Consider the following 21,931-nt stretch of genomic DNA (forward strand, 5'->3'; position numbering starts at 1 on the left):
GGTTATCTCCCACCCGTGCCGTCGCCAGTGCCTGAGGTCTTGGAAGCGCTTGTGTCCAGCGTGGGTATATTGGAAGTGCCGTCCGTCCAGTAACTTGTGGTATCCTCGGCTTCAACCTTGTAGCTATAGGTCTGGCCGTCCTGCGGATAGGGCACTTGAGCGGAAGGCCTGCGATTGGACGCATTGCCCGCGCTGTCGTCAAAGCTCACCCTGCCGGTCCCTTTCGCTATAAGCGTTGAGTTGACCTTGAGCGCCTGCGCGGGGTCGAATGACGAGCCGGGCGCGCGGAAGATGTTGTAGCCGTTCACGTTTGAATCGGTGACCGCGTCCCATGAAACTGCCACCTTGTTTGAGGAAACCTCGGTCGCCAGGTTCTGCGGCACAGTGGGAATCAGTTCCACGAACGCGAGATGCGGGTTCTGCGTCATCACCTCGCTGGACAGGTTGGAGGCGTTGCCCTGATCGTCAACGGCAAACAGGTAATAAGTGAAGTCTTTTCCGTTGTCCGGGTCTAGCGGCGTCTGGTCCTGAAACGAGGTGGCGGTTGACAGAATTGCCGAACTAACGGCGGAAACGCCGGAGGCTGCCAGTACGTTCGTCTTTGTCGGAACCGATACCGGCGCGTTGCCCGGCACGCGGTAAAGCTCGTAATGGTCAAGGTCCTGCAGGGTGGCCTGATAGCGTATGGCGATCCGGTTGCCTGCGGTGAACCCGCCTGCAAGTTCCGTCAGAACGCCTGTAGATAGGTCAAGAGTGTAATGCGTTGACAGAGTCTTGGTAACCACAACAGTCTGCTTGACCACAGCTCCCGAAGCATGCGGATAGAAAAGCCCGTCCGTGAGAGTGATGTCGCCGGTGGACGTATTCACCGCCTTCACGCTCGCATACTCTTCTTTATTGGTCACCCCGTCGTCTATAACTATCTTGGCGCCGACTATGATATCGGCAGGAACCGGCGTGCCTATGTTTATGATGCGCTGGCCATGAACCGTTGAGGCCGTAAGCGTCTTTGTGTTGGATGATGCGGAGGTTCTTTCATACACGGTAAACGAGCCAGCCGCAATAGGGTCGAACTGCGTTTCATGAAGGGCGGCGGCTGCGCCGTCCGCGAGATCCGGTGTGCCGTCCGGGTTTTTGAACAGCTCACCGCCGGTAAACTCGTTTTTTGTCGGGGCGGTCCAGTTAAGCGTTATACGCGTCTTGCCTTTCGGCGTCGGGCCGTCAATAAACTGGCTGGCCTGTATAAGCCCCAGTATAGCGGGCTCTGCCGACAGGATGTCGGCCGCGAGGTTTCCCAGGACCTGCTGCGATAGTTGGGATTCAAGAGTTGCCATAAGTTATTTCTCCTTTTTACTGTCAGACGTTGTTTACCGGAGTCCCGCCGGTGTATGAGGTGAATCCGACGTTGCCGGTTACTGTTATAAGCGTGCCATACGCATTGATTGCTCCATTGCCCGAGTTCAGCGCCACGTTGCCTGTGACCGATATGTTCGTCGCGGTTATTCCAGCCGTGCTGACCGATTCTGTGGTCGTGCCCGACTCGCGGTAAAACCTGTTGTGCGCCACGATGCCGGTATACATTTTGATCAGATACGTGACGTTGCTGGACAGAAGATGAAACTCGTTGGCGATTATGGCTACCCTGCCGTTGTTATTCGTGCCCGGGCTGCCGTGGATGAGCGTGATATCGCCGGAAGAAGCGCGGAATACGCAGCCCTGGATAAGCACGGAGTTCGCTGAAATATATCCGTTCCCGCAGGCAGGCCCCGCTGAGCCCATATCGCCCATAGCCTGAAACTCGCAATCACGGATTACCGAGCCGCCTACGGCACTTGAACCGCAGACCAGCCGTATCGCGGAATACGCGCCTGTGGAAGCTGTGTGGCCGATCAGTCCAATCCGTTCAAGGCGTGTCAGACGTCCGCTAAGCGAGATATCGTTAGACGCAACCGCCCCGCGCCCCGAAAAAAAACAGTTGACCTTGAAGTCCCTAAGCTCAATATAGGTGCCATTCCCGATGTGGCTGATTATCGGAACCGCCCCAAGGGCGGCATCGGCCTTGATTATAGTGGCGTTTATTCCCTGCCCCTTAAGTATCGTGTTATCTGGGATGTTCAAGGTGGCGTTAATAATGTATGTTCCTTCCCGCAAAACGACGGTGCTCGCTCCTGTATAAACGCCTTTGGCATTCAAGGCTGTCTGGATATTGGCCGTGTCGGTTGCGGCTACGCCAGTGGGCGCGGGCACCACGGTTGTTGAGTAACCGCCGCCGCCCGCAGCCGCCTGCCATGCGGCGAGGCCGTTGGCATCAGACATCAGTACTTTGCCGCTGCCCTGCTGGCCATCCACTATCTTTATCTGGCCGGTTAAGGTCAGTAATCCGCTGGCTTTCGTAAATTTGAGCTTGTCATTGCCGCTTATTGCTCCGGCATCGTTGAAAATCACGTGTTCATTTGAACCTGCTATGGAAGCCGTGTTGGCGGTTGGAACCGATATGGCTGGATTGGTCGCGGTATTTCCAGTGTCCGTATATGTAACCGTGGATTCTCCAGAAACGGAGGCGAGGAATTTCTCCTGGTCTGTGGCTGTGGACTTGTAAATCTTGTATCCCGTAGCGCCTTTTGCGATTTCCCATTGGATAATAACCGGCAGAGGCGTTGTGGGCTGGGTTACCTGCGCCTCAACGGTTGCAGGGATTTTGCCTTCCGTGGTTTCGCCTGCAGCGTTGACAGCCGTCACCTTGTAGAAATAAGCCGTGTTGCCTAATAGGTTCGCGCCTGCGGCTCCGCTGCCGAGCGTGGCGAGCGTAGTTCTCGGCGGCCTTAAAAAAGCCTGCTGGACATGCGCGTCTATGGCTTCCAGATTGGCGTTCGCGCCCTGGCCCCAGTTAAGGTCGCCGGTATCGCGCTTTGAAAGTTTCAGTTTGTCTGTAAAAGTTTCTGCCATTGTATTGCCTCAAAATCCGTATGTCTCCGCGCCGAACGGCGCTTCGCCAAAACCTCTGACCGGCGCGCCCCAAGGCCTTGAATTAAACGGCATCAGGTGAAAGCCGCCGGGATCGGGCTGGCCGTACGGGCCAACGCCGAATAAGCCGTCGCCCCAGCCGGAGTCTTCAACTGCGACCATGGTGTAAAACCTATCAGGACCAGCATCAGCTTCATGGTCATCATAATGGAATACTCCCGTGCCCAAAATTTTCTCATCGGCTATTCGCCGGCCTAATTCATTCTTGACTGCCGATTTGTAAAGCCGGAATCCTCGTAACCGGCGGTTTGCCTTAAACTCCGCCGGATAATCGGACCAGGTAAGCCGTATATACGTCGGCTCCACTTGCGCCACCCTGAAATTGGGTGGCGGCGGCAGGGGGAAAGGATGTGCCACTGGCTATCTCCTCTTGTTTTCCTTCCCGTTCGGTTTTGCCGGTGCGTCTGCGGGTAATTCCGTGTAGCCGGTTTTAAGCAGCCGGTCCTTGGTTTCCGGCAATTTAACCTCACAGAGTCCGTCCACAACCTCTACAGTGCCTTCGGCGTAAGAGGCCTCTATGACTGGCGCGTCCTTAGTGCCGAAGGGGGGATACAGTTTTTTAAGCCTGAACATCCGGCCTCCTTATAGGGTCACACCGGCCAGCCTCGACGCTTTGATATCATTGGCCAGGACCAGCGTGATGTCCTCAAAGATGTCGAACTCGCTGCCCTGCGAGGATTTCTGCGCCAGCCGGAGCATCTTAAGCGGCGTTAATTCGCCTATCCAGACGGCGGAGGTGTCCAACACGAAAATGTCCGTGCAGTTGGTGGCGGTCCCCTGCGTCTGCGCGTCCGATATCCAGATTGACCGGAATATCGGGATGCCGTTGTAGCTCTGAACCCGGAACCCGCCTTTGACCTCCATTGTGTCAGTGAACCGCTGCTGCGCCTGCAAAAGCCCATTCAGCTTACGGTTGGCTTTCTTGGACATGATGAGCATGCTGGGATTGCCCCTGTTCATGTCGATGGCCGCGTCCAGCAGTTCGAGCGTCAGTGGCGCGCCGTTCGCACCGGCTATCGCCATCTGTCCCGGAGGAATGAGCTTCCGGATGCCGTTGAACTGTTTGTTATTGACGGAAGAGTCGCCGTTTATGAGGGCGTTCTCTTCGGTGTCTCGCACGTTCTGCAGGCCGTTCTCGACTTCCTCGGCTTCCACGTCCAGCATACTCTTGCCTACCGCCTGGAGCTTGCGGGTTATCTTCCTGCGGTCCAGAATGCTCGCATAGGGGAACGTCTTTTGCGCGACGCCACCCTGCGTTTCCGTGGGCTCCTCGCTGTCGTTCACGAAACTGGCGCCCGCGCCTCTTGATGTGCGCTGGTTCAGTATCCACGCGGAGCCGGAGCCCGGCTTGCGGGGCAGGTTCACGCGCAGCGGGTTATTTACCTCGATGAGTTCCTGCAGCACCTTGTCCACCATGGGCTGCTGGAGCGCGCCGCCCGCGTTCGCCATGTCTAACGCCTTCTTGAGTTGTTCCAAATCGTTCATTATTAGTTCCTCCTATTTGCTTTCTCGAACTGCCAGTACCGCCCGGAGCTTTTTCTCTGGGGGCAGGCTGTCGAACTGCTTCCTGAGTTCCTCGGCCTCGCTGTCCGGCTGGACGAGTCCTTTGCGCAGGGTGGGAACCGCTTTTAGCGCGGCTTCCAGCTGCTTGGCGACCTCGCCCGCAACCAATTTGGCCAGGTCCGCCGGTTCGACCGGCTTGACTGCCGCCGGGGCCGGTTCAATGGCTGGCGGCTTGAGCAGCGTTTTAAGCTGCTGCGCGATGACGCCGGAGTGGCCGCCAATGCTTATCAGCTTGTCCAGCAGGCCGCCGACGTTCGATTTCTGGATTTCAGCAGGTTTCTGCGCCTGTACCTGCGCGACTGTGTCGTCAGGCTTGGGTTTCTCTTCCGGGGCCGGTGCAGCGGCCTTTGGCGTGGCAGGCGGCTCGGCTGCCAGCTGCGGCGCGGGATTTGCGTCATGCGCCGGTAATTCCTCTATAATCACTTCATCTGGCATTGTTTTGTCTCCTTGTTCTTCTGTTTCCTTAAGGGCTTTCGCTATATACCACCCGATAGCCTTTGCCTCCGGGTTCGCGGGGACTGATACAAGCGATACTTCAACCAGGCTCATGCGCTGGATAATATTGACCATGCGGTCGTGTTCGGTGGAGAATTTGCGCTCTCGTTCCAGCACCTGCCCGCGAATGGAAAATTTATTAAGGACGCCTTCCTTGATTTTCTGGATGATGTCCTGTTCGGTCTTTGAAATGAGCGCGTCTATCAGAAGGCCATGCTGGTCGAACTCGACCTTAGTCACCTTGCCGATGGGCAGCTTCATGTCGTGGTTGAGCAGCACGGTGGAGTTTTTTAGCAGGTCCAGCGATGATGCTTTTAATGCCTCCTCGGTTATGATGTCGCCCTGCAAATCGAAGTCGCTTGTGGCGGCGTAACCGACAACGTGGAACTCACCGGCTTCCTCGGCAAATTTCAATACCTGTACCGGGAACGCGAATCCGACTTTTTCCAGCAATGTGTTTTCGTCTTTCATAATTGCCCAAAACAAAAAAGCGCTGCCGGTCCCTATGTATTGGGACCAACAGCGCTTCGACTCAGTTCGACAGCGCTAAGAGATTGTTATTCCTTCAAACCGTGCATATCCTTTACGAGAACAGTTTCGTGCTTTTTAACCCGCACAAGCCGTCCGTCCTGATAATGCACTTCCAGTGTGCCGTAGAAACGCTCCCGACGGAGCTTCACTTGAAGTTCTTCAAATCGGGACTCTAAAGTTTCCGGCTTTTGCGTTTCCAGCATATACTCAATTGTAATGCATCGATTGGTGTTTGTCCATAAACTGTTTAAATAGTTTACGCCGTCGGATTGCTGCTGATAACCTCAGTATGCTTCTCGCCGGACTCCTGTAATTTCTCGAAGTAAAGATTCAATGGCTTGAGTGGGAAGTTCGAGACAAGGAGTTCGTATTTATGACGCACTCCCAATTGGTGCATGCCGGTCCACAAGGTTTTTACGCGATAGGTTTTGAAGCCTTTGAAAAGCCCCAGTTTTTCCAGTTCGTAGCTCAGGATGAATTTCCCTTTAATACTTTTGAGTGCCGGGATTAAATCCTCCTCTTTGAAGAATTTAGCGCCGTGGTCTCCGTGCTCCTTGGGCCAGTGAATGGGATAGGGCGGGTCAAGGTAGAAAAACGTATTGTCGCCATCATACTCTTTGAGAATATCCTGCCAATCCCAGGAATGCAACGTGACATTTTTTAGTCTCTCCTGAATGTCGGGCAGTTTAAGCGGCAGTTTGATGTGGTAGCCTTCGCCGTTCCTGCCCGTCCTTACTCCTTCCCATGCGTCAGACCTGCCCCAGTAGGTCGCTTTATTTAGATAGGCGAAGCGGTAAAATCTTTCTCTTGGCGTTTTGGGTTGGCTCTCAAACAGTTTCCGTGCCAGGGTTCTGTGTATAACCCATTCCTGTTTTTTTAGCCAGTCTAAATCCTCCGGCGTCATGCTCTTGATGAACCGATATGAGAATATAAGGTCGGAATTAACGTCGTTGATTACTTCCGCGTCAGACCGCTTCTTATGGAAGAATACCTGCGCTCCGCCGCAGAACGCCTCAACGAATGTTTTGTGCTCCGGGATAAGCGCCAGGATTTTCTTGTATAGCCGGTATTTGCCGCCTGGGCTTTTGAAAGCGCCGTGAACCTTCTCCAGGTCCGGCGCGTCCTCAAGCTGTGGCAGGAATGGCGGCGCTTTATCCTCCATGCCTTCCGGCTCGGCTTCCAGTCCCTTCTCAATGTAAAGATTAAGCGGCTTTAATGGGAAATTGGAGGCCATCATCTCCGTGACCCACTCTTGGTTGCCGCCCGGGCCCCGCATCTGGTTCCTGCGCTTGACGATATATACGTTGTATCCTTTGAACACTTTGACTCGTTCGGAGGGATAAGAAATTATCCACTTTGCCTTCAGGCCCTTAACGGCTTTTAGAAAATCCTCTTCCTTGAACCCGAAGTCAAAAAGGTTGAATTTGCCGGGATACGGCGGGTCCATGTAGAAGAACGTCTCCGGGCTGTCGTAGTCTTTGAGCACCTGCAAATAGTCTTTGTTGGTGACCGCCACGTTGCGCAGCCGTTCTTGCGCACGATTCACGGTATTCGGGAAGTCTATCTTTACGCCCTCGTTGGCGGGGTTAAAGGAGCCGCCCCGCATTTTGCCGTAGGACGACCGGGTCAGATAGAATGACTTATAGAAACGGTCGCGGTCGGTTTCCGGTTTCATGGCTTTAAGGCGCTCATGGGTTTCCCTGAGGATTGTCCATTCGCGTTTTGCCAGCGCGTTACTATCCTCCGGACTGTGGTCCCGGATAAATTTATGCATGAAGGCAATCTCCGCGTCGCGGTCGTTTAATGCTTCCTGCGGTGATGGGTCCTTGGCGTAGAGCACAGCCGCGCCGCCCGCGAACGGCTCGACATAGGTGCGATGGTGGGGAATATACGAAGCTATGCGGTGAGCCAGATAGCGCTTGCCGCCGTATGAGCCGAACGCTTGGCGCACGCCTTTTTCCGTGTCTTCCTCCACGCCCGCTTCTGCGGCATCTTCCGCAATCATGGCCAGTGTCTGCTCCTGCAAAGCGTCTTGTATGGTATTCTGGAAGCCACGGCGGGTCATCTCCAACTGAACTACGATATGTAGTGCCAGGATATCCTGTGCGTCCCATGCGGTGGTTTCGTCGAATACTTTATGTCCGGCCTGCAGCATGGCCCATGCCCTGTGCAGGATGAAGTCCATAGACAACAGCTCTTGGTCCGGCAGCTTGACTGGGTCCGTCCTGAACATTTCACCGTAATCCGCAAAGTTAATTTTTATTGTTTCCATAGTTTATTTTTCCTCCAGTACGCTTACCCATGTGCAGCGGCAGTTTGGATGCGCGGGCAGTATGTCTGACGCTTCATCCAATGCCATGATCTTGCCGAGCTTCTCACCGGGTGCTGTCTCGGCCGCATCCGCGCACTCAAGACAGGCGTCGCCCGCGAGCAGCCATTGGACTTTTTCAATTCCGGCCTGCTTAAGCGCGTCCAGATTGCCTGCATTATACGCGCGGTTCGCCTCGGTGCGGGCTATTACCTCGGCCAGAACGTCCTTGCCGATTACCCGGCTGCTCGTCTCTCTTATAATATTCCCTTCGGTATCAGTGGCCGGCTTGACTGTAATGGACTGGCTGCCGACCCAGTTCTCGATGCGCCGCATAAGCTGTGGAATAGTTTCATTGGCCGTAATCCCTGCCGACAGCTCCTCCCGGAGCCGGTCAACCATGCCGCTTGCTAAATTATCTGCCAACGCGGCTGCCTCGCTTTTGATTCTCTCCTGTATACCGGGGCTTAGGTCATCTACGTTTTCAAGCCCGCTTCTCTGTGCGGCCAGCGCAAGACCCTTACGTGCTGCCTCCAAAGTGAACTTCTCTATGGTTCTAGCGATGCCGTCTTTATTAACCAGCTGGAGCAGTACCTCTAAATCGCCCTCGCGCTTGATGCCCGGCAGTTTTGCTTTGACCGCGTCGCCGATTTTGCGGAACATGCCTCGCACAGCCTCAACGAACTTGTTCTCAAGCGACACTATGGCCCGCGTGGCATTGGCTATGGTCTCACGGGGATTCAGTGATTTCTGCATCTCCGGCATTCTGGGTGCTACTATCCTGCGCACCTCATCAGGACTGAACACACTGTTTTGCAAGTAGATATTGAAAATCTCAGCCTGGTCTTTTTCGTCTATGGCACGCTTGTTAAACTGGAATGACCAGTCGTTTATGCCGAAGCCCTGTCGAATGACGTGTTTTGTCAGCTTCTCCGCCAGCCGCATCTGGAAGGGGGAAATCGTCTCATCATAAAACGTGGCCGTCTGATGGTCGCCTGTGCCCGCGCCGATATTGCCGGTCTCGATGATGGACACCTTGCTCGGCGGAACGCCGTAGACTGCCAGTATTTCGTTTCTGGTGAACTCCCGGAGCTCCAGGAACTCCATGTCTTTCTGTGTCGTGCTTATCTGCTTGAACTCTATGTCGCCTTCAAGCACCAGATCCGAATGCGCCATATCAGGGCTCTTGGCTCTGGCCGCCATATACTCGCGGTTTCGCTCAACCTGCTCCGGGGCCGCGTCCTTCATAATAAACGCACCCCTGATTTTTGCGCCGTTCAGGAAAAACGCCCTGTTGTATATCTGCGCGTATTTATCCACCGTCACCGGTAGGATTAATGAAGCCAGCGGGGAAAGGCCGTAGAGGGTAGCCCCCTTGGTTCCCAGTTTGAAGTGGATAACTTCTCTGGGTGTGAATTCGACCTTTCCCGGCTGGCTCCTGGAGACTTGAATATAGCCTGCAATGGAACCGTGTTCATCGGCTATAACCCGCATTGTGGTCGCGTCAAGATTCCATAACTCCCTGGGCTTGCCGTCCGCGCCGTAAACCACCTCAAGGAACGCGTTGCCGAATACATAAACGTCGCGGGCGATATCGTCCAGTATCTCAAGGAGCGTGTCGTTTGGGTTGCAGCCGTCAAAAAAGGACTGAAGCATTTCTGCGTTTTTGGGATCGGCATTCGGTTTGGCAGGCGCCAGGCCGTAGCCTCGGGCCGTTACCGCCTTGCAGATGACGCCCACAACGGCGCGGACCCATGACGTCTGCTCATACATCTGGTTGAAAATCTCAAAGTCTATGTCCGGCAGGATGCCCTCAGTTGACGACGGCAATCCCGTCACATAAGAGATTATCTGCTTCGACGATTTTTCGACCTCGGCCCGGATTACGCTGCCGAACAACGCATTTATCAGCCGTTCCCTTATTCCCATAAGCTGTCTCCCTTTGAAATCCCAGCGGAGTGCCGGAACTGCCCCGACCCCTTGAGTGTGGGACACTCAAAGCTCTCTCTTGAGCCCTCCTCCGCATCAATCCACCACTTTAGGTCGCAGTGCTTGGGATAACTGCTGCGCCAGTTAAACGGCGATTCCTTGAGCAGCGCCTTCCTGAGTTTGTGCGAGCACATAAATTTGCAGTATCTGAACTGAAAGCCCGAAATCTTGCTCAGACCAATGCTGCGGGTGAATCCGTTGGCTCTGGTCCCATAGCGGGTTATCAAAAATCTGGGATGGACAACCTCGCCGTCTGCTGTGCAGTAAAACTGGCTTTTGATAAAACCGCCGTAAAGCCAGTTCGCCGATTGGTAAACATAACCGGGCTTGCCGCGCAGGCCGTCAGCCCAACTAAACAAAACATGGACACCGGGAAAGTCCTGCTGTATCCGCTGGCCGCATAATTTCAAAAACATGCTTTCAGTATTGCGTGGCATCTCGTCCAGCACGCAAAACCTGTTCAACTCCAGGTAATTATTCACTCCGAGCGAGGGGAACAGCCTGCGTATGGTGTGCATGGGCCGAGTGCCAAAACCCCAGAGCGCAACGCCGACCAGTTTCTCGCCTTTGAAGAGGCCATAGGTTATCTTCGTTATGGGCGGGCAGATGACGGCGTAATGATGTGCCGCAACAAACTCCCGGCCCGTTGTATTGCTGATGGGCGTTATGGATAAAGTGATATCGCTCGTTTCAGAGATAGTCATTGTATCTGCTCTGTCCAAAATCCGAGACATACTTGATATTCGGCGCTACTTTCTTCTTCCGTACGACTTCAAGTGCCAGCCAGAGCGCGTCCAATAAATCATCATCGCCCACTGGAAAGTGCAACAGTTCTTCCTCAAGTTCCGGCAAGGTGTTCGGCAGGCGGATTGCCCTGTTCTCAAAAAGCAGCGCCATCCCTCTTATGCGCCTTTGTTTATCGCCTTGTGAGGTGAGGCCCTTTATGTGCAGCTTCGATGTTTCCTCATCTACCCGTAAAAACTGAAGCATCGACTGCTGGTAGGCATTGTTCTCAATGCCCATTTCGGTAGGCTCATAAAACTTGTAGAGCCATTTGATGGTTTTGACCTGTTCAGGGAACTGTATGCTGTCCTTATGCGCCGCCAAAATATAAGCGTCCTTGTCGCCCTTTGGGATGCCCAAGACCACATAGGCGAATTTAGAATGGGCTTCCGTACTGCCGGTGGCCAGGTCCACGCCGATGTAAATATTCATGTCCTTCGGTTTTTCCGTGTAGCGGCAGGCGGTGAGCCACTCGATCTTGAAATCAGAGCCTTCCAACCCGGCGACGTCGTTTAACATCTGCGTCCGATATGCCAGGCTGCCCATATTGGATTTATATCTATCCAAAACGTCAGCCGGCCACTTCTCTGGGAATAGTATCTTCCGATTGCCGTTTTCATCGGTCCATTCCGCCCGCTGCTCGATTATGCGCCAGTTCTTGAAGCCGGGGTCGGACATGATGTGTCCGGCCAAGTCGTCCTTATGCCAGCGGGTCATACAAACTATCAACTGGCCGGACGGCTCAAGAATAGGCATAACCGTTTGCTGGAACCAGGTGATGATCTTCTTTCGCTGGTGCGGGGTCTGGCTGTTCTTTTCGCTGTGCGGGTCGTCTATTACTACCAGGTCGGCATGCTGGCTTACTATGGTGCCCAAAACGCCAGCTGCGGATATACTGGGCTCTTTTAAGACCTTATCCCGTGGAATCAGTATCTTCTCAGCCGTCCACATGCTGCTCAGTGTGTCCCAGTGGCCGTAGAGTTCCTGGAACTTCTCGCTGGAGATATGTGCCTTGATGGTTTGCAGGATGTCCTTGGCATTACCCAGTACCTCGTTTAAAATAGAGATGCGCAGGTTCCGGTCCTGGGTAAGCCGCCACAGTGAATAGCCCACCGTGACAGCCGAAGTCTTTAGGTGTCCCCGGGGGCTCAAGAGCAGGATGAACCGGTGGTCCAGCAGTTCTTTATACCAGCGCAGGTGCAGATTGCTGATGTCGTGATATCCCAATACGTCTCGCGCAAAGCCAAAGAGGTCAAATAGCTTCTGCTGGACGCCGTTGCTGTCCAGGTGGGGGAAGGGCCCTTGATTGAGAATCTGTTTGCTCATAGGAACCGTTTTGCCGCAAAAAAATTAGAAGTCCCGCTGAAACCAGACTGTCGCAAAATACGCAAAAGGGGAGCGTACCGAGTTCCGGCCTCAAAATTTACGCTATTTTTTCCATGTCCTGCCATCTTCATTCCTCGTCGGTAAAACCTGACATAATGGTGCATTATGTCAGGTGAATACTGCGCTTCCTTGCGCATTCACTCGCCATTCGTGCCCTCAGGCGGCACGCTTGTCCCCTCGCCCGGATCAGTTTCCAAAGCGTCGGCTTTGCCCTCGCCCAGGTTAGCTTCTTGCCCCTGCTCAACAGACGCAATGGGAACCACTTCTCCCTTTATGAAGCGACCGAACCGCAGGATGGTTTCGTCGGTGAATTGAATCAGCGACCCACGTGAACCCGTCACGGAAGTGGTCATGAGCGCTTTGAGTTTCACAGCGGATTCGAGCATGGCCGCAACTTCCTTCGGCGCGGCCTGCGTGGCTTTCTGGATTCCCTGACGCAGATTGGCTTCCACGAACCGCCAAAAGAGCCGCTCGCGTTGCGTTGCCTTTTTGTCCTTGATTGTTCGCTTAGCCTGTTCGGTAATCTGCCCCGGTGCCCGTGCGCTATCGGCGCAGCGAAGTATGGAAGTGCGCGGTCTATTGAATTCCGTTGACAAGGCAGACGGGCTTTCACCTGCGGCGAGCCTCGCCACAATCTCGTTGGTTTCCTCTTGCGAATATTTCGGTTTTCTTCCCTTCACTGTTCAATCTCCTGTATCCAGTCTTCTTTCAACTGCTTCCTGGTCTGGCGCTCATACTCACGATGGTATTTGCGTTCATAGTCTCTGCGCCATTTACGTCCGCACTTCGTGTGGAACCGCTGATTTGCATATGTTGGCGTAAACGGCTCGTTGCAGTATTTGCAAAATTTGACTCTATACATTTTGGTTGGTTTCCTCCTGAAAGTCCATAAAACTGTTTAAACTGTTTAAGCGGCATTCGTCTGTTTTACGTCGAGCACAGTGGTTGTGCCGTCCGCTTTGTGAATTGGGAAGTTTCATATCATTGCGTTGCTGTTTTATAATGGTCTGCCCTGCACACGGCCTTTGGTAATCACCTGCACGCTTATTTCGCTGGCAAGTTTCGGTAATGCATCCCGGAGAGTCTCAAGAACGTCATTAGCCCACAAGTCCCGAAACGATTGTTCAGAGAGCGTCCTTCGGACATCATCCCGAACCAGGTGCTGAAACTCCTTGGTGCGGATAAACTCTTTGATCTGATTTTCCACAGCGTCGTTGAGGGTGTCCCATCCGATGCCCTTGATCATTGCCTCGCCGAACATATAGGCGGCATCGTAAGAGAAGCGGTCCAGAACGACGCTTTTGTCTTCATCGTGCTTTTCTTGTTTTTGCGCCTTCGTCGTTGTATTCATCATTATCACGTGTTCCGATGCTGTCCTACCCCACATCCCGTGTGTCCCTTTTTTCAACATAGTGTTCTCCTTTCGTATCCACGATAGTTGGCTGTTGGTCAAGCCGGTGAATTCTGTAGATGCCGCGCAAAACAAATTCCCATACCTCCGCCTGCGGCCAGACCGAGAATGTCTTGTTGCGCCGGACCGCCACCGCGCCTGAGGTTACCTGGATGAACCTTACCTCACTTGGCTGCCGGAGCGCGACAATATCAAACGCGCCGAAAAGGTCGCGTGCGCAGAATACAATGCCCCGGCCCGGTATCCAGCCCGGCTTGCCGAAGCTGCGCTCGACCAGATAGCCTTGCGTTTTGAGGTAGTCCGCGACCTTTTTCTCATGCATGTTGCCCTTTGACCGATTGCTCATACGATTCCTCCTGTGACTGGTGTTGGGATTTGTGATAGCCTGGCAGCGGAAGCCGAGACCATGCCTGTGGGGGGATATTCAAACTCAAGATCACTGCCCATGACGTCTCGTACTCTGGCCCGGAAATAGGGGGTATCTGCGGCAACTAAGGCTCTGGACCAGTTGTGGTGTCCGCCTTCTGCGCTGTTGCGAGGCCGGAACCGAATTATGGCAGCTTCAGTGTTTCCAAACCGAACCAGTCGCGCTTGATTTTTGGCATTTTTATCGCCTATTTCAGATGGTTGCAAAAGGGTAATATGATCTATTTCCCATTTGCAACCATCTGAAACGCTGTCCTTAAGTTCTCGAAAAGTTGATGTTTTTGCAGCACTTTCTGATGGATAGAGGTCGGGCCATAGGCCTGATATGCGTCCTGCTGCAAGCGGCAATCCGCACCGCGCCCTGCGGTATGCCTGCTCCAGTTTAGATCCCTCGTTATTAAGTATCTCCGCGAAGCCAGATAAACGATCCACATCGATATCCAGCGGCACCTTGCAGAGGATATAAACATCCTTCATGCTGTCCGGATGAATAAGGCGTATGCGGTCTATGGCTTGGAGAGACTCCCGTTCGCGTTTAAGCTCCAGCACCCGCTGAACGCGCGGGTCCGGGTGAATGTCCACCTCTACGCCCAGCTTGGTCCCGCCGCGCATTCTATAGCCGCGCGGCGCTTTGGCGTACTCGCCCGGCAGATTGAGTGGTATAGGGTCGTCATCCCAGACTGAGCGTGCCATAGCCTCCACCGCCAGAGGCGGCGGTTGCTCCCGGCCTATGGTAAGGCTGGCTTCATAGTCCTTCCAGTCGTCCACGCCTCGTATGCGCCCGAAATGCGAGATGGTAGCGCCTTCCCATTCGCATGAAAGCGGTAAGCGCGTGGCAGTTTCGCCTGTAATGGCTTTCCGGACCGGCAATGGACAGACCACGAGTAGGCGGGTGGACTTGGCGAGCTTGCGGATGATGAGTTTGACGTGTTCAAGCCTTTTTGCGGCCTTGGCGTTGAAATCTGCCGCCGCACCGTCAAAGCCGAGTAACGATTGCCGGGAGAAGTTGGATGTGTGGCACTGCGTGACGACGGCGTTTCTCCGGACCGGGATGGCGACGTGCTCCAGCTGCCCGCCAAACAGCCGTTTGGTTATCTCCTCGTCTGCGTCCGCGTCAATAACCAGAAGCGGCCTAGTCCGGCCTATGAGTACCTTCCGCCGCCACCGGACGCTTACCCGGTTCTGACGCTCGGGCTTGCCGTTCACTAAGACGGCGACGTTGCGCTGCAACTCTACGGCATGAGAGGTGTCGCGTGGGAGGTTTATCTCTTTGGCCAGTTGCCGCAGGAGCCGCGCAATCTTCTCGCGCTCAGATTCTTCCAGTGCGCTGAGGCGTTCAAGTGCTTCAGCCTCCGGCATATCCGGTGTTATGCCGGTGTCGCCATCCTCGCTGCCCTCCGCGATGTCTGCCGCCTTGGCGATGGCCTCGCGAGTGAGGCCCTTTGCCCTGAGCGCCGCGAGCGCGGGCCCACCCGCAGACAGCGCCGCGTAGATGTCCGCCAGGCAGTGAGTAAGCACTTCAACCTCACCGCCACCTGCCCAGCCAGGTACCTCGGTCAGCCGGTCGGGTGCAAATTGCAGGCCGCCAGCCAGTACCTCAACAACAGACTCGTCGCAGATGACCATATCCGGTGGCGGATAGTCGGAAAGCATAGGCAGGTGTAAATATTCATGCGACCATATTCTCACGCCCGGCCCGTGGCTCTCCCATTGTTTGATCCATGGGCAGTGGTAGAAGTAAGCGCAGTGTTCCGCGTCCGAATTGCAAAGCGTTTTATAGACGTTGAGCCCAAGGCGGCCGGCTGCGTCAGCCGCGTCGGGTTTGCGGCACATGGTCTTGTGCTCGTGTGGCCGCCGCACTTCCATAGCCAGGGCGAGTCTGCCGCGCATAACGCGCACATTTGGCCCGGCCTCGCAAGAAAGCTCCGCAAACTGCTCCGCCAGGCGGTCGGCCAGGTCGATGGTGGGGACCATAATCCAAATGCGCAGGTCCCAGACTTCTTTGCGAGCCATTATCTCCTGCACCACCTGCATGGTTTTGCCCAAGCCCGCAGCCGCCTGGACCGCCAGCCTTGGCGCATCGCGCAGGTTGTCTATGCCGTACTGTGCTTTGACCGTTGCGCGGAGTTCTTCGGCAACTGCCGGTGGCAGCTTCCTGCCGAATCTGGCGCGGTGGCGGCGGGCGAGTTCCTTACGCGCCTGCGCAAGTGGCACAGCGCGGTTGAACCAACCAGATATAACGGATTTGAGTTGCGCAGATGCGTCGTCGCGGGCGAGTGGTTTAGAATCATAGCCAGGCTGGACGTTTGGAATAAGCCGCGCGGCCTTTCGGACGTTGCCGAAGCCTTTACGTCTGGCTCCGCTTATCATGGCCGCGACTTCGTCACGGGTCTGCTCTGCGGTCCAGCCGGGCAAAGTGTGCTTTTCACTTCGCGCAAGGATGTCTTGGTCCGGCCAACCGCAGGCCACCATCCTTGCGACCGCCCGTAGCATTGGCAGATGCCAGTTATTCGGGCATAGCTGGGCCATGAGCGCGTCTATGCCGGGTGAGGGGCCGCGAATGACGGTTGCAGGTGCGGCTGTCGGCAGAACCGGTTGTTCAGCCGGAAATGCCGCTTCAAGCTCTTCCGGCGCATAGCGATGCGGCGCGATTGCTTCAAACGTAGTAATCTCGGCCACGCGGCCCTTTTTACGCGGCCAGGCAACCGAGCCTCCCATGCGCATGACGCGCCCGGTATTAAAAACGGCTGTGTCTCCGCCTAACGCGACGGCTATGGCGCGGTTTATCCTGCGACAGGCCTCGGCATCGCGTAGCGGCTCCTGTAGCCGCCACCACAATTGCCCGCGTGAATATGGATGGTGACCGGTGATAACCTTGGCGGTGGGGGGAACTCCCTTCTCGGTGCACAACCTTTCAGCCTTGTCCAGAGCGCCCTCATCGTCGAAATCGGCGTATAAGGCAGTGAGCGCGTGAAAATCGGCGTCTGCTGCCCGCCTGTTTCGCGGCGTGTCTATCCGCCGCAGTGCCGCGCCGAGGTATAGGTTCTGCCCTGCCACGGAGTTCCGGGAGGCCGCGAAATCCGCAATGCTGTCCAGTTCCTGCGGGCAGAATAGCCGGGCGTGGCGCAGGCGGCCATCTGATGCGTCTGCCCAGGCCAACTCAACCAATGCGTCAGTCACCTGGCCAAATAAATGTCGCAGATGTGCGGCTATAGCCACCTTGTTTGGCCGGAGGAGTGGCTCGCTCATTGCTTTCTCCGCCATAGCCAGGCCTTTGCGATTGCTACGGTTAAGAGGTCTGACGCTTCACCGGCTCTTATCCCGCTATGCACGGGGATGCGCCATTTGGCCAGAGCGGCCAGTAGTTTCTCTGATGCGGGCTTGCGCCGCCAGAATGCGTTCTCGGCTGCCAGTTGTGTGGCTGATGCGCGGCGGATGTAGTCCTCGCCGATGCCCTGCGCCAGTTCAAGGTCCACTGGTTGGGACTCAAGTGTGGTAGACGCTGCGAAGCGGTTCTTTGGCGACACTTCAACAACCCAGCCGTCACCTGAGCGTATAAGCAGCACCGTGCCCCGATCACCGGCTGAGGCGGCATAAAAAGTATTTGCGGCGGATATCCAGTGGAACTGCCGTGGGCAGGGAACAACGCGGTTGGCGCGGACTAAAGAAGAGACCAGCGCGGTCTCGCGGTCTCTTACTTCGAGCGCTTCGGTTACTGTATTTTCCTCTGCCTCGTCCGGGTCCAGGCCGAATAGCACGGGCGCTTGGATGAGTTTATGCTTACGCGATGCGCCCGCGAGGTCGATTATCAGGCAGTCTTCCTTGCCGGGGAAGATTCTGGTGCCGCGCCCTATCATCTGGAGGTAGAGTGTCTTGGACTGCGTGGGGCGGGCGATTATGATGGCATCAATGGACGGCTCGTCAAAACCCTCGGTCAGGACGGCGCAGTTGGCCACGACCATAGTCTCGCCGGTCTTTAAGCGGGTTAGAATTGCCCTGCGCTCTTCAATAGGCGTTTCCCCGCATAACCATTCAGCCGCCTCACCACGATTTTTAAGCGTTTCGGCTGTGCGCCGCGCCTGATCCACGGTAACCGTGAAGATTAAAGCTTTGCGGCCTTTTGCATGGTCTTGGTAGGCGTTGGCGGTTGCCTCGGCTGCCCCGGCGCGGAGCATGGCATCGCCAAGTTCGCCCTGATTGTAGTCGCCGTGTACTGTGGCGATAGCATCCATGTCGAAGTCCAGCGCGACTTGCTTTAAGCGCAGGTCCACAAGCCAGCCGTCCTTGATGGCTTGCAGCAATTGCATCTGGTAAACGATTCCCTCGAAGGATTCGTCGAGTCCCAGGCTGTCGCCGCGCTCGACGGTAGCTGTAAGCCCTAATGCAGGCGTGCCGCCTGGTTTGAAGCAGCCGAGTGCGTCCATAGTCCGGAGGTAGCTGTCGGCGGCTGCGTGATGCGCTTCGTCAACCACGATCTGGTCGAAGCCGGACAGGCTCTTAAGGCGGTTTTGTCGTGAGACTGTCTGTATTGAGGCGAATACAACCTGCGCGTCTGTCTCGTTACGTTCCGCCTTAACTACGCCGGTGGAAGCCTCGGGCCACACGGCGCGGATGGCGCGTAACGGCTGCTCGATAAGTTCGTCGCGGTGCGCGAGCCACAAGGTCCGTCCTCCCATACGCTTTGCGATTGAGAGACCAGTTAGGGTCTTGCCGCAGCCCGTGGGCAGGTTAATTATCCCGCGCCTAAGGCCGCCATCCAGCTTGCTATTCCAAGCCTGGATGGCGGCCTCCTGGTAGGGGCGAAGGACAATGCCGGTGTCTTGCTGGTCGTTTTCCATGGGGGGAAGCCTATGCTCAGAATGGGACGGAGCCCCCATTGGCCGCCCCGGTGCGGTCCGTTTGTTTGTCCTTGGCCGGCTGCTGCACGTTCTTGCGCGGCGCAGGCAGCTCGTCATTGGCGGGTTCGGGGTGTTTGTCGGTGTAGATTTCTTCGATGAAGTTCTTCTCGTTCGTATATGTCCGACCATTTACGACTTTGTCATACGTCGCCACACCCAAAAGCGCGCGAAAGGTTCGCCCCTGCAGGTCGGACTCTTCAAACGAGAACTCGCCGTCGTATTGCAGCCCGATGGCGTGGAGGAAATGCACAGCCATACCGTGGCCCGGGTTGGCTTTCTCGCCGTTGCCGCGCGGGACCCATACCACGTTATGCCAGACGCGTTTGCCGAAGTGCTCGCCCTCGTCGGCTATCTCGCATTGCAGCTTGGTAAGAGGCGTGCCGGGGTTCTTGCCGCCTTGCGTGACCTCACCGTCCGAGTGGTCGGCTATCTGCAGCGTGTAGATGCCGCGTGGCGCAGGAGTGAACTGTGCGCCCCCGCCCTGTCCTGCGCTTTCTGCTTCCGCGTCACCCTTGTAGTTGATGCGTGCCATGTTATTTGCCTCCTTTGGTTTTGGCTGCCGGTTTCTTCTCTGGTTCCTTCGCGGATTCGGCTGTTTCTGACATCGCTGCCTTCTCAGTAAATAGAGCCGCAAAAGACTTGTATGGATTGTCGCCATCGAGCTTGATCGTTTTGTCGCTGAGCTCCTCAACGCGGGACCCCCAGCGTCCAGCAACACCACCTTGGAACGTAAGGCAGTATTCTGTTTTACCGCCGACCTCGCGCTTGAATGTGTAGCCGATCATGTCTGCGGCGAAGGCCAGCTTGTCGCCGCTCTTACCCGGCACGTTAATGCCAGCGGGGGTGATGACCTTGTTGTTGTCGTCGAGTTTCGGCTCGCGTAGGTGGGCATTCAGGATGAACAGCTTGCCGCTCTTCTTGAAGAGATTAATCATGCCGTCGATGCGCGCTCCGAGCTCGCCCCAGAGAGAGAAGCCATCGACACCTGGTAGCCGGTCTGTGATCTTGGATAGCCCAGCTTTGTTGGCTATCTCATCGCAGATGTTCTCTACGAGCGTGTCGATTGTGTCAATAACGATTACCTCAATACTCGGGTCCTTAATCGCGACCATAAGGGCCTCGCGGAAATTATCGAGCTTGGTCTTAACGATATTGCCGTGAGCGTCCACGACATCCTCGATATCCTCGATGCGGCCATCGATGTGATCAGCATCACCGCAGTCCATATTGAGGACATACGAGTTGGGGAATGAAGCAGTGAACTTGCTTTTCCCAGTCTTGGGGTAACCCACGATGATGCAAATGCCGGACTTTGGCATTCCAGTCTTTTTCTTCTTGCGCGAGCTCACCAGTTGATGGGCGGGCGGTGTCTGCGGCGGTGTCTCTTGTCTCTCTGTGGTAGTCATGTATTTCTCCTTTTTTAGATGTGCTTCCAGCTTTTTCTATTAACGATACTTGCGATAGGAGTAGATCCCATCCCAAATTTGACGGCCAGGCTGTGGTATCCATATTGGCCGGTGGCGTGGAGCCTTCTAATTTCGCGCACCTGTTCTTCTGTTAATTTTGCGTTGTAATGAGAACTGCCTCGGCTGAGCCTTTCTGGATGCAGTCTGTTAGGATGCCGTTCCCCACGAAGTAGGCGTTCTGGATATAGGCGAGATCCATTGCTTGCGCCTTTGGCTTGACGATTTTTAGCATCTCGGTCCTTGATGTTGTCGAGATTCGTGCCGATCCAGAGATGGTCTGGCCGGACGCAGGGGGGATTGTCGCAGTGGTGTAGAACGCAAAGTCCTTCCGGGACAGGGCCTTTTTCGAATTCCCATGCGACGCGATGTGCTCCAATAGTTTTTCTATTCATCTTGAATTTGCCATACCTGTGCTTTCCGAGTTTGCGGCCTGCTTGCCATTCCCAACAGCCAGGCCCTTTTTGGACATGAGTCCAGAAACGTTGTTCTGCAGATATTCGTGGAAACACGCCTTTTGGCATCAGAACCCCAGTGCCGAGGGGGTGCTCTTTTTCTTAACGGACACCGGCGACTCGACCGCGCGGACTGATTTAGTGCAGAAACTCTGTTCACCTATCAACTGAACATCACCACTTTTCGTTAGCGCGACTGCGGAAAGGAATCCAGCGGTGGCGGCCGGTAGGTCTGTCACGGCACGCGATTCTGAGGTAAATGGCGCGGTTTTTCCGAAACGCACGATTTCACCCCATACGACATCGATGCCATATTGCTCCCGCAAGGCAGCGGCATAGCCGCCGACTTGATAAGAATATTCGTTCCCATATTCCAGGGATTTAGAGGTTTTATAGTCGACAATTCCAAATCCTCCACGGGTTTTTGAGTGCCCGACGGCGTCCAGCCGTCCGCCGAACCGGTAATCGAGGGATGCGACAGGAAGCTCAAGAGCGACGATCTCGATGTCACTCTGCATGCGCCAGCGCTTGAAGTCGAGTGTAGGCTCAACGAGTTCGTTGGGTATCATTTCCGGTTCCTTGCCTTGGATTATGGCCTGGAAAATCTCATGGCATTTAGAGCCAAGGTCCGCTGCATCATTAGCCTTGCGGCGGTGCGCCCCGGCGGCGTCCTTTGCTATCTGGTCGAGCATGGCCGGATCAAGCGCGGTGCGCCCAAGACGGAGTAGTTCTGTTTTGAAGTAATTGGCGGCCTCTCTCGCACTCCATGCTATCAACGCTGGTTTTGCAATGATGCCGAGAATACTGGTCACGGATTTAAGCGGCCCGATAGTCTCGCCACTGGGGAGCAGGATGCTGTACTTGTGGTTGACATCGCTCACTGTGTATTTTGGATTGGGGAGTTTCATGATTTGTCCTTTGAAAGTAGTCGTTCAATTGTGAAGCTCTCTTCGCCCAACTGCCGGATCATCAGCCCTGTGAAAACCTGCGCGATATGCTCGCCTACGGCACTGGACACGTCTATTACCGCTTTGTCGGCTGCGGCAGAATATGCGGCATGTAACCGCACTTTGGCTTGGCCGTAAACGCATTCAGCGGTAATAATGGCCAAAGCGATGCGTTCCTCTATGTCTTCTTTGCGCAGGGGTTGCTTGAAACTGAATTTGCATATCTCGGCCATCATTTTTTCCTCCAGAGCG

General features: G+C 55.2%; 22 protein-coding genes. All 22 read right to left on the reverse strand.

What is annotated here, in order from left to right:
• Window positions 1–2 precede the first annotated feature (2 nt).
• The gene (locus NTX59_10245; protein ID MCX5786058.1) at window positions 3–1,334 is read right to left on the reverse strand and encodes a hypothetical protein; all 1,332 of its coding nucleotides are present in this window, start codon (window positions 1,332–1,334) and stop codon (window positions 3–5) included.
• A 22-nt stretch (window positions 1,335–1,356) separates the two neighbouring features.
• A complete protein-coding gene (locus NTX59_10250) occupies window positions 1,357–2,946 on the reverse strand; it encodes a glycosyl hydrolase family 28-related protein (protein ID MCX5786059.1) in 1,590 nt (529 codons plus the stop codon).
• Window positions 2,947–2,955: 9 nt separating this feature from the next.
• The gene (locus tag NTX59_10255) at window positions 2,956–3,381 is read right to left on the reverse strand and encodes a hypothetical protein (protein MCX5786060.1); all 426 of its coding nucleotides are present in this window, start codon (window positions 3,379–3,381) and stop codon (window positions 2,956–2,958) included.
• A 3-nt stretch (window positions 3,382–3,384) separates the two neighbouring features.
• Window positions 3,385–3,597, reverse strand: coding sequence for a hypothetical protein (locus NTX59_10260; protein ID MCX5786061.1), 213 nt, complete (start codon window positions 3,595–3,597; stop codon window positions 3,385–3,387).
• A 9-nt stretch (window positions 3,598–3,606) separates the two neighbouring features.
• Window positions 3,607–4,509, reverse strand: coding sequence for a phage major capsid protein (locus NTX59_10265; protein MCX5786062.1), 903 nt, complete (start codon window positions 4,507–4,509; stop codon window positions 3,607–3,609).
• A 12-nt stretch (window positions 4,510–4,521) separates the two neighbouring features.
• Window positions 4,522–5,553: an HK97 family phage prohead protease gene (locus NTX59_10270; protein ID MCX5786063.1), complete on the reverse strand. Its 1,032-nt coding sequence runs from the start codon at window positions 5,551–5,553 to the stop codon at window positions 4,522–4,524.
• Window positions 5,554–5,639: 86 nt separating this feature from the next.
• Window positions 5,640–5,762, reverse strand: coding sequence for a hypothetical protein (locus NTX59_10275; GenBank protein MCX5786064.1), 123 nt, complete (start codon window positions 5,760–5,762; stop codon window positions 5,640–5,642).
• A 107-nt stretch (window positions 5,763–5,869) separates the two neighbouring features.
• Complete coding sequence (locus tag NTX59_10280; protein MCX5786065.1) at window positions 5,870–7,885, reverse strand: DNA adenine methylase; 2,016 nt, start codon at window positions 7,883–7,885, stop codon at window positions 5,870–5,872.
• Window positions 7,886–7,888: 3 nt separating this feature from the next.
• A complete protein-coding gene (locus NTX59_10285) occupies window positions 7,889–9,850 on the reverse strand; it encodes a phage portal protein (protein MCX5786066.1) in 1,962 nt (653 codons plus the stop codon).
• Entirely contained in the window at window positions 9,841–10,614 is a 774-nt protein-coding gene (locus tag NTX59_10290; protein ID MCX5786067.1) for a hypothetical protein, read from the reverse strand. The genes NTX59_10285 and NTX59_10290 overlap by 10 nt, the downstream gene beginning before the upstream one ends.
• Window positions 10,601–12,019 (reverse strand): hypothetical protein, encoded by a 1,419-nt coding sequence (locus NTX59_10295; protein ID MCX5786068.1) that lies wholly within the window; start codon window positions 12,017–12,019, stop codon window positions 10,601–10,603. The genes NTX59_10290 and NTX59_10295 overlap by 14 nt, the downstream gene beginning before the upstream one ends.
• Window positions 12,020–12,216: 197 nt before the next feature.
• Window positions 12,217–12,759 (reverse strand): hypothetical protein, encoded by a 543-nt coding sequence (locus tag NTX59_10300; protein ID MCX5786069.1) that lies wholly within the window; start codon window positions 12,757–12,759, stop codon window positions 12,217–12,219.
• On the reverse strand, window positions 12,756–12,941 hold the full coding sequence (locus NTX59_10305) for a hypothetical protein (protein MCX5786070.1): 186 nt from the start codon (window positions 12,939–12,941) through the stop codon (window positions 12,756–12,758). Before NTX59_10305 ends, NTX59_10300 begins: the two co-directional genes overlap by 4 nt.
• Before the next feature lie 135 nt (window positions 12,942–13,076).
• On the reverse strand, window positions 13,077–13,433 hold the full coding sequence (locus NTX59_10310) for a hypothetical protein (protein ID MCX5786071.1): 357 nt from the start codon (window positions 13,431–13,433) through the stop codon (window positions 13,077–13,079).
• A 22-nt stretch (window positions 13,434–13,455) separates the two neighbouring features.
• Window positions 13,456–13,836 (reverse strand): hypothetical protein, encoded by a 381-nt coding sequence (locus NTX59_10315; GenBank protein MCX5786072.1) that lies wholly within the window; start codon window positions 13,834–13,836, stop codon window positions 13,456–13,458.
• Complete coding sequence (locus NTX59_10320) at window positions 13,833–17,165, reverse strand: DNA-primase RepB domain-containing protein (protein ID MCX5786073.1); 3,333 nt, start codon at window positions 17,163–17,165, stop codon at window positions 13,833–13,835. Before NTX59_10320 ends, NTX59_10315 begins: the two co-directional genes overlap by 4 nt.
• Window positions 17,162–18,793, reverse strand: coding sequence for a DEAD/DEAH box helicase (locus NTX59_10325; protein ID MCX5786074.1), 1,632 nt, complete (start codon window positions 18,791–18,793; stop codon window positions 17,162–17,164). The genes NTX59_10320 and NTX59_10325 overlap by 4 nt, the downstream gene beginning before the upstream one ends.
• Window positions 18,771–19,346, reverse strand: coding sequence for a hypothetical protein (locus tag NTX59_10330; GenBank protein ID MCX5786075.1), 576 nt, complete (start codon window positions 19,344–19,346; stop codon window positions 18,771–18,773). Before NTX59_10330 ends, NTX59_10325 begins: the two co-directional genes overlap by 23 nt.
• 1 nt (window position 19,347) lies before the next feature.
• Complete coding sequence (locus tag NTX59_10335; GenBank protein ID MCX5786076.1) at window positions 19,348–20,220, reverse strand: AAA family ATPase; 873 nt, start codon at window positions 20,218–20,220, stop codon at window positions 19,348–19,350.
• Window positions 20,221–20,234: 14 nt separating this feature from the next.
• The gene (locus NTX59_10340; protein MCX5786077.1) at window positions 20,235–20,801 is read right to left on the reverse strand and encodes an HNH endonuclease; all 567 of its coding nucleotides are present in this window, start codon (window positions 20,799–20,801) and stop codon (window positions 20,235–20,237) included.
• Window positions 20,801–21,640, reverse strand: coding sequence for a PD-(D/E)XK nuclease family protein (locus tag NTX59_10345; GenBank protein MCX5786078.1), 840 nt, complete (start codon window positions 21,638–21,640; stop codon window positions 20,801–20,803). Before NTX59_10345 ends, NTX59_10340 begins: the two co-directional genes overlap by 1 nt.
• The gene (locus NTX59_10350; protein MCX5786079.1) at window positions 21,637–21,915 is read right to left on the reverse strand and encodes a hypothetical protein; all 279 of its coding nucleotides are present in this window, start codon (window positions 21,913–21,915) and stop codon (window positions 21,637–21,639) included. Before NTX59_10350 ends, NTX59_10345 begins: the two co-directional genes overlap by 4 nt.
• Window positions 21,916–21,931: the final 16 nt, after the last annotated feature.

The organism is Elusimicrobiota bacterium (assembly GCA_026388155.1).
Lineage (GTDB): Bacteria > Elusimicrobiota > Elusimicrobia > Elusimicrobiales > UBA9959 > UBA9634.

Bases quoted from the DNA above. Each gene is read 5' to 3' on its own strand.
- NTX59_10245 (MCX5786058.1), bottom strand. From the start codon at position 1,334: ATGGCAACTCTTGAATCCCAACTATCGCAGCAGGTCCTGGGAAACCTC.
- NTX59_10250 (MCX5786059.1), bottom strand. From the start codon at position 2,946: ATGGCAGAAACTTTTACAGACAAACTGAAACTTTCAAAGCGCGATACC.
- NTX59_10260 (MCX5786061.1), bottom strand. From the start codon at position 3,597: ATGTTCAGGCTTAAAAAACTGTATCCCCCCTTCGGCACTAAGGACGCG.
- NTX59_10265 (MCX5786062.1), bottom strand. From the start codon at position 4,509: ATGAACGATTTGGAACAACTCAAGAAGGCGTTAGACATGGCGAACGCG.
- NTX59_10270 (MCX5786063.1), bottom strand. From the start codon at position 5,553: ATGAAAGACGAAAACACATTGCTGGAAAAAGTCGGATTCGCGTTCCCG.
- NTX59_10280 (MCX5786065.1), bottom strand. From the start codon at position 7,885: ATGGAAACAATAAAAATTAACTTTGCGGATTACGGTGAAATGTTCAGG.
- NTX59_10285 (MCX5786066.1), bottom strand. From the start codon at position 9,850: ATGGGAATAAGGGAACGGCTGATAAATGCGTTGTTCGGCAGCGTAATC.
- NTX59_10290 (MCX5786067.1), bottom strand. From the start codon at position 10,614: ATGACTATCTCTGAAACGAGCGATATCACTTTATCCATAACGCCCATC.
- NTX59_10295 (MCX5786068.1), bottom strand. From the start codon at position 12,019: ATGAGCAAACAGATTCTCAATCAAGGGCCCTTCCCCCACCTGGACAGC.
- NTX59_10305 (MCX5786070.1), bottom strand. From the start codon at position 12,941: ATGTATAGAGTCAAATTTTGCAAATACTGCAACGAGCCGTTTACGCCA.
- NTX59_10310 (MCX5786071.1), bottom strand. From the start codon at position 13,433: ATGATGAATACAACGACGAAGGCGCAAAAACAAGAAAAGCACGATGAA.
- NTX59_10315 (MCX5786072.1), bottom strand. From the start codon at position 13,836: ATGAGCAATCGGTCAAAGGGCAACATGCATGAGAAAAAGGTCGCGGAC.
- NTX59_10320 (MCX5786073.1), bottom strand. From the start codon at position 17,165: ATGAGCGAGCCACTCCTCCGGCCAAACAAGGTGGCTATAGCCGCACAT.
- NTX59_10325 (MCX5786074.1), bottom strand. From the start codon at position 18,793: ATGGGGGCTCCGTCCCATTCTGAGCATAGGCTTCCCCCCATGGAAAAC.
- NTX59_10330 (MCX5786075.1), bottom strand. From the start codon at position 19,346: ATGGCACGCATCAACTACAAGGGTGACGCGGAAGCAGAAAGCGCAGGA.
- NTX59_10335 (MCX5786076.1), bottom strand. From the start codon at position 20,220: ATGACTACCACAGAGAGACAAGAGACACCGCCGCAGACACCGCCCGCC.
- NTX59_10340 (MCX5786077.1), bottom strand. From the start codon at position 20,801: ATGCCAAAAGGCGTGTTTCCACGAATATCTGCAGAACAACGTTTCTGG.
- NTX59_10345 (MCX5786078.1), bottom strand. From the start codon at position 21,640: ATGAAACTCCCCAATCCAAAATACACAGTGAGCGATGTCAACCACAAG.
- NTX59_10350 (MCX5786079.1), bottom strand. From the start codon at position 21,915: ATGATGGCCGAGATATGCAAATTCAGTTTCAAGCAACCCCTGCGCAAA.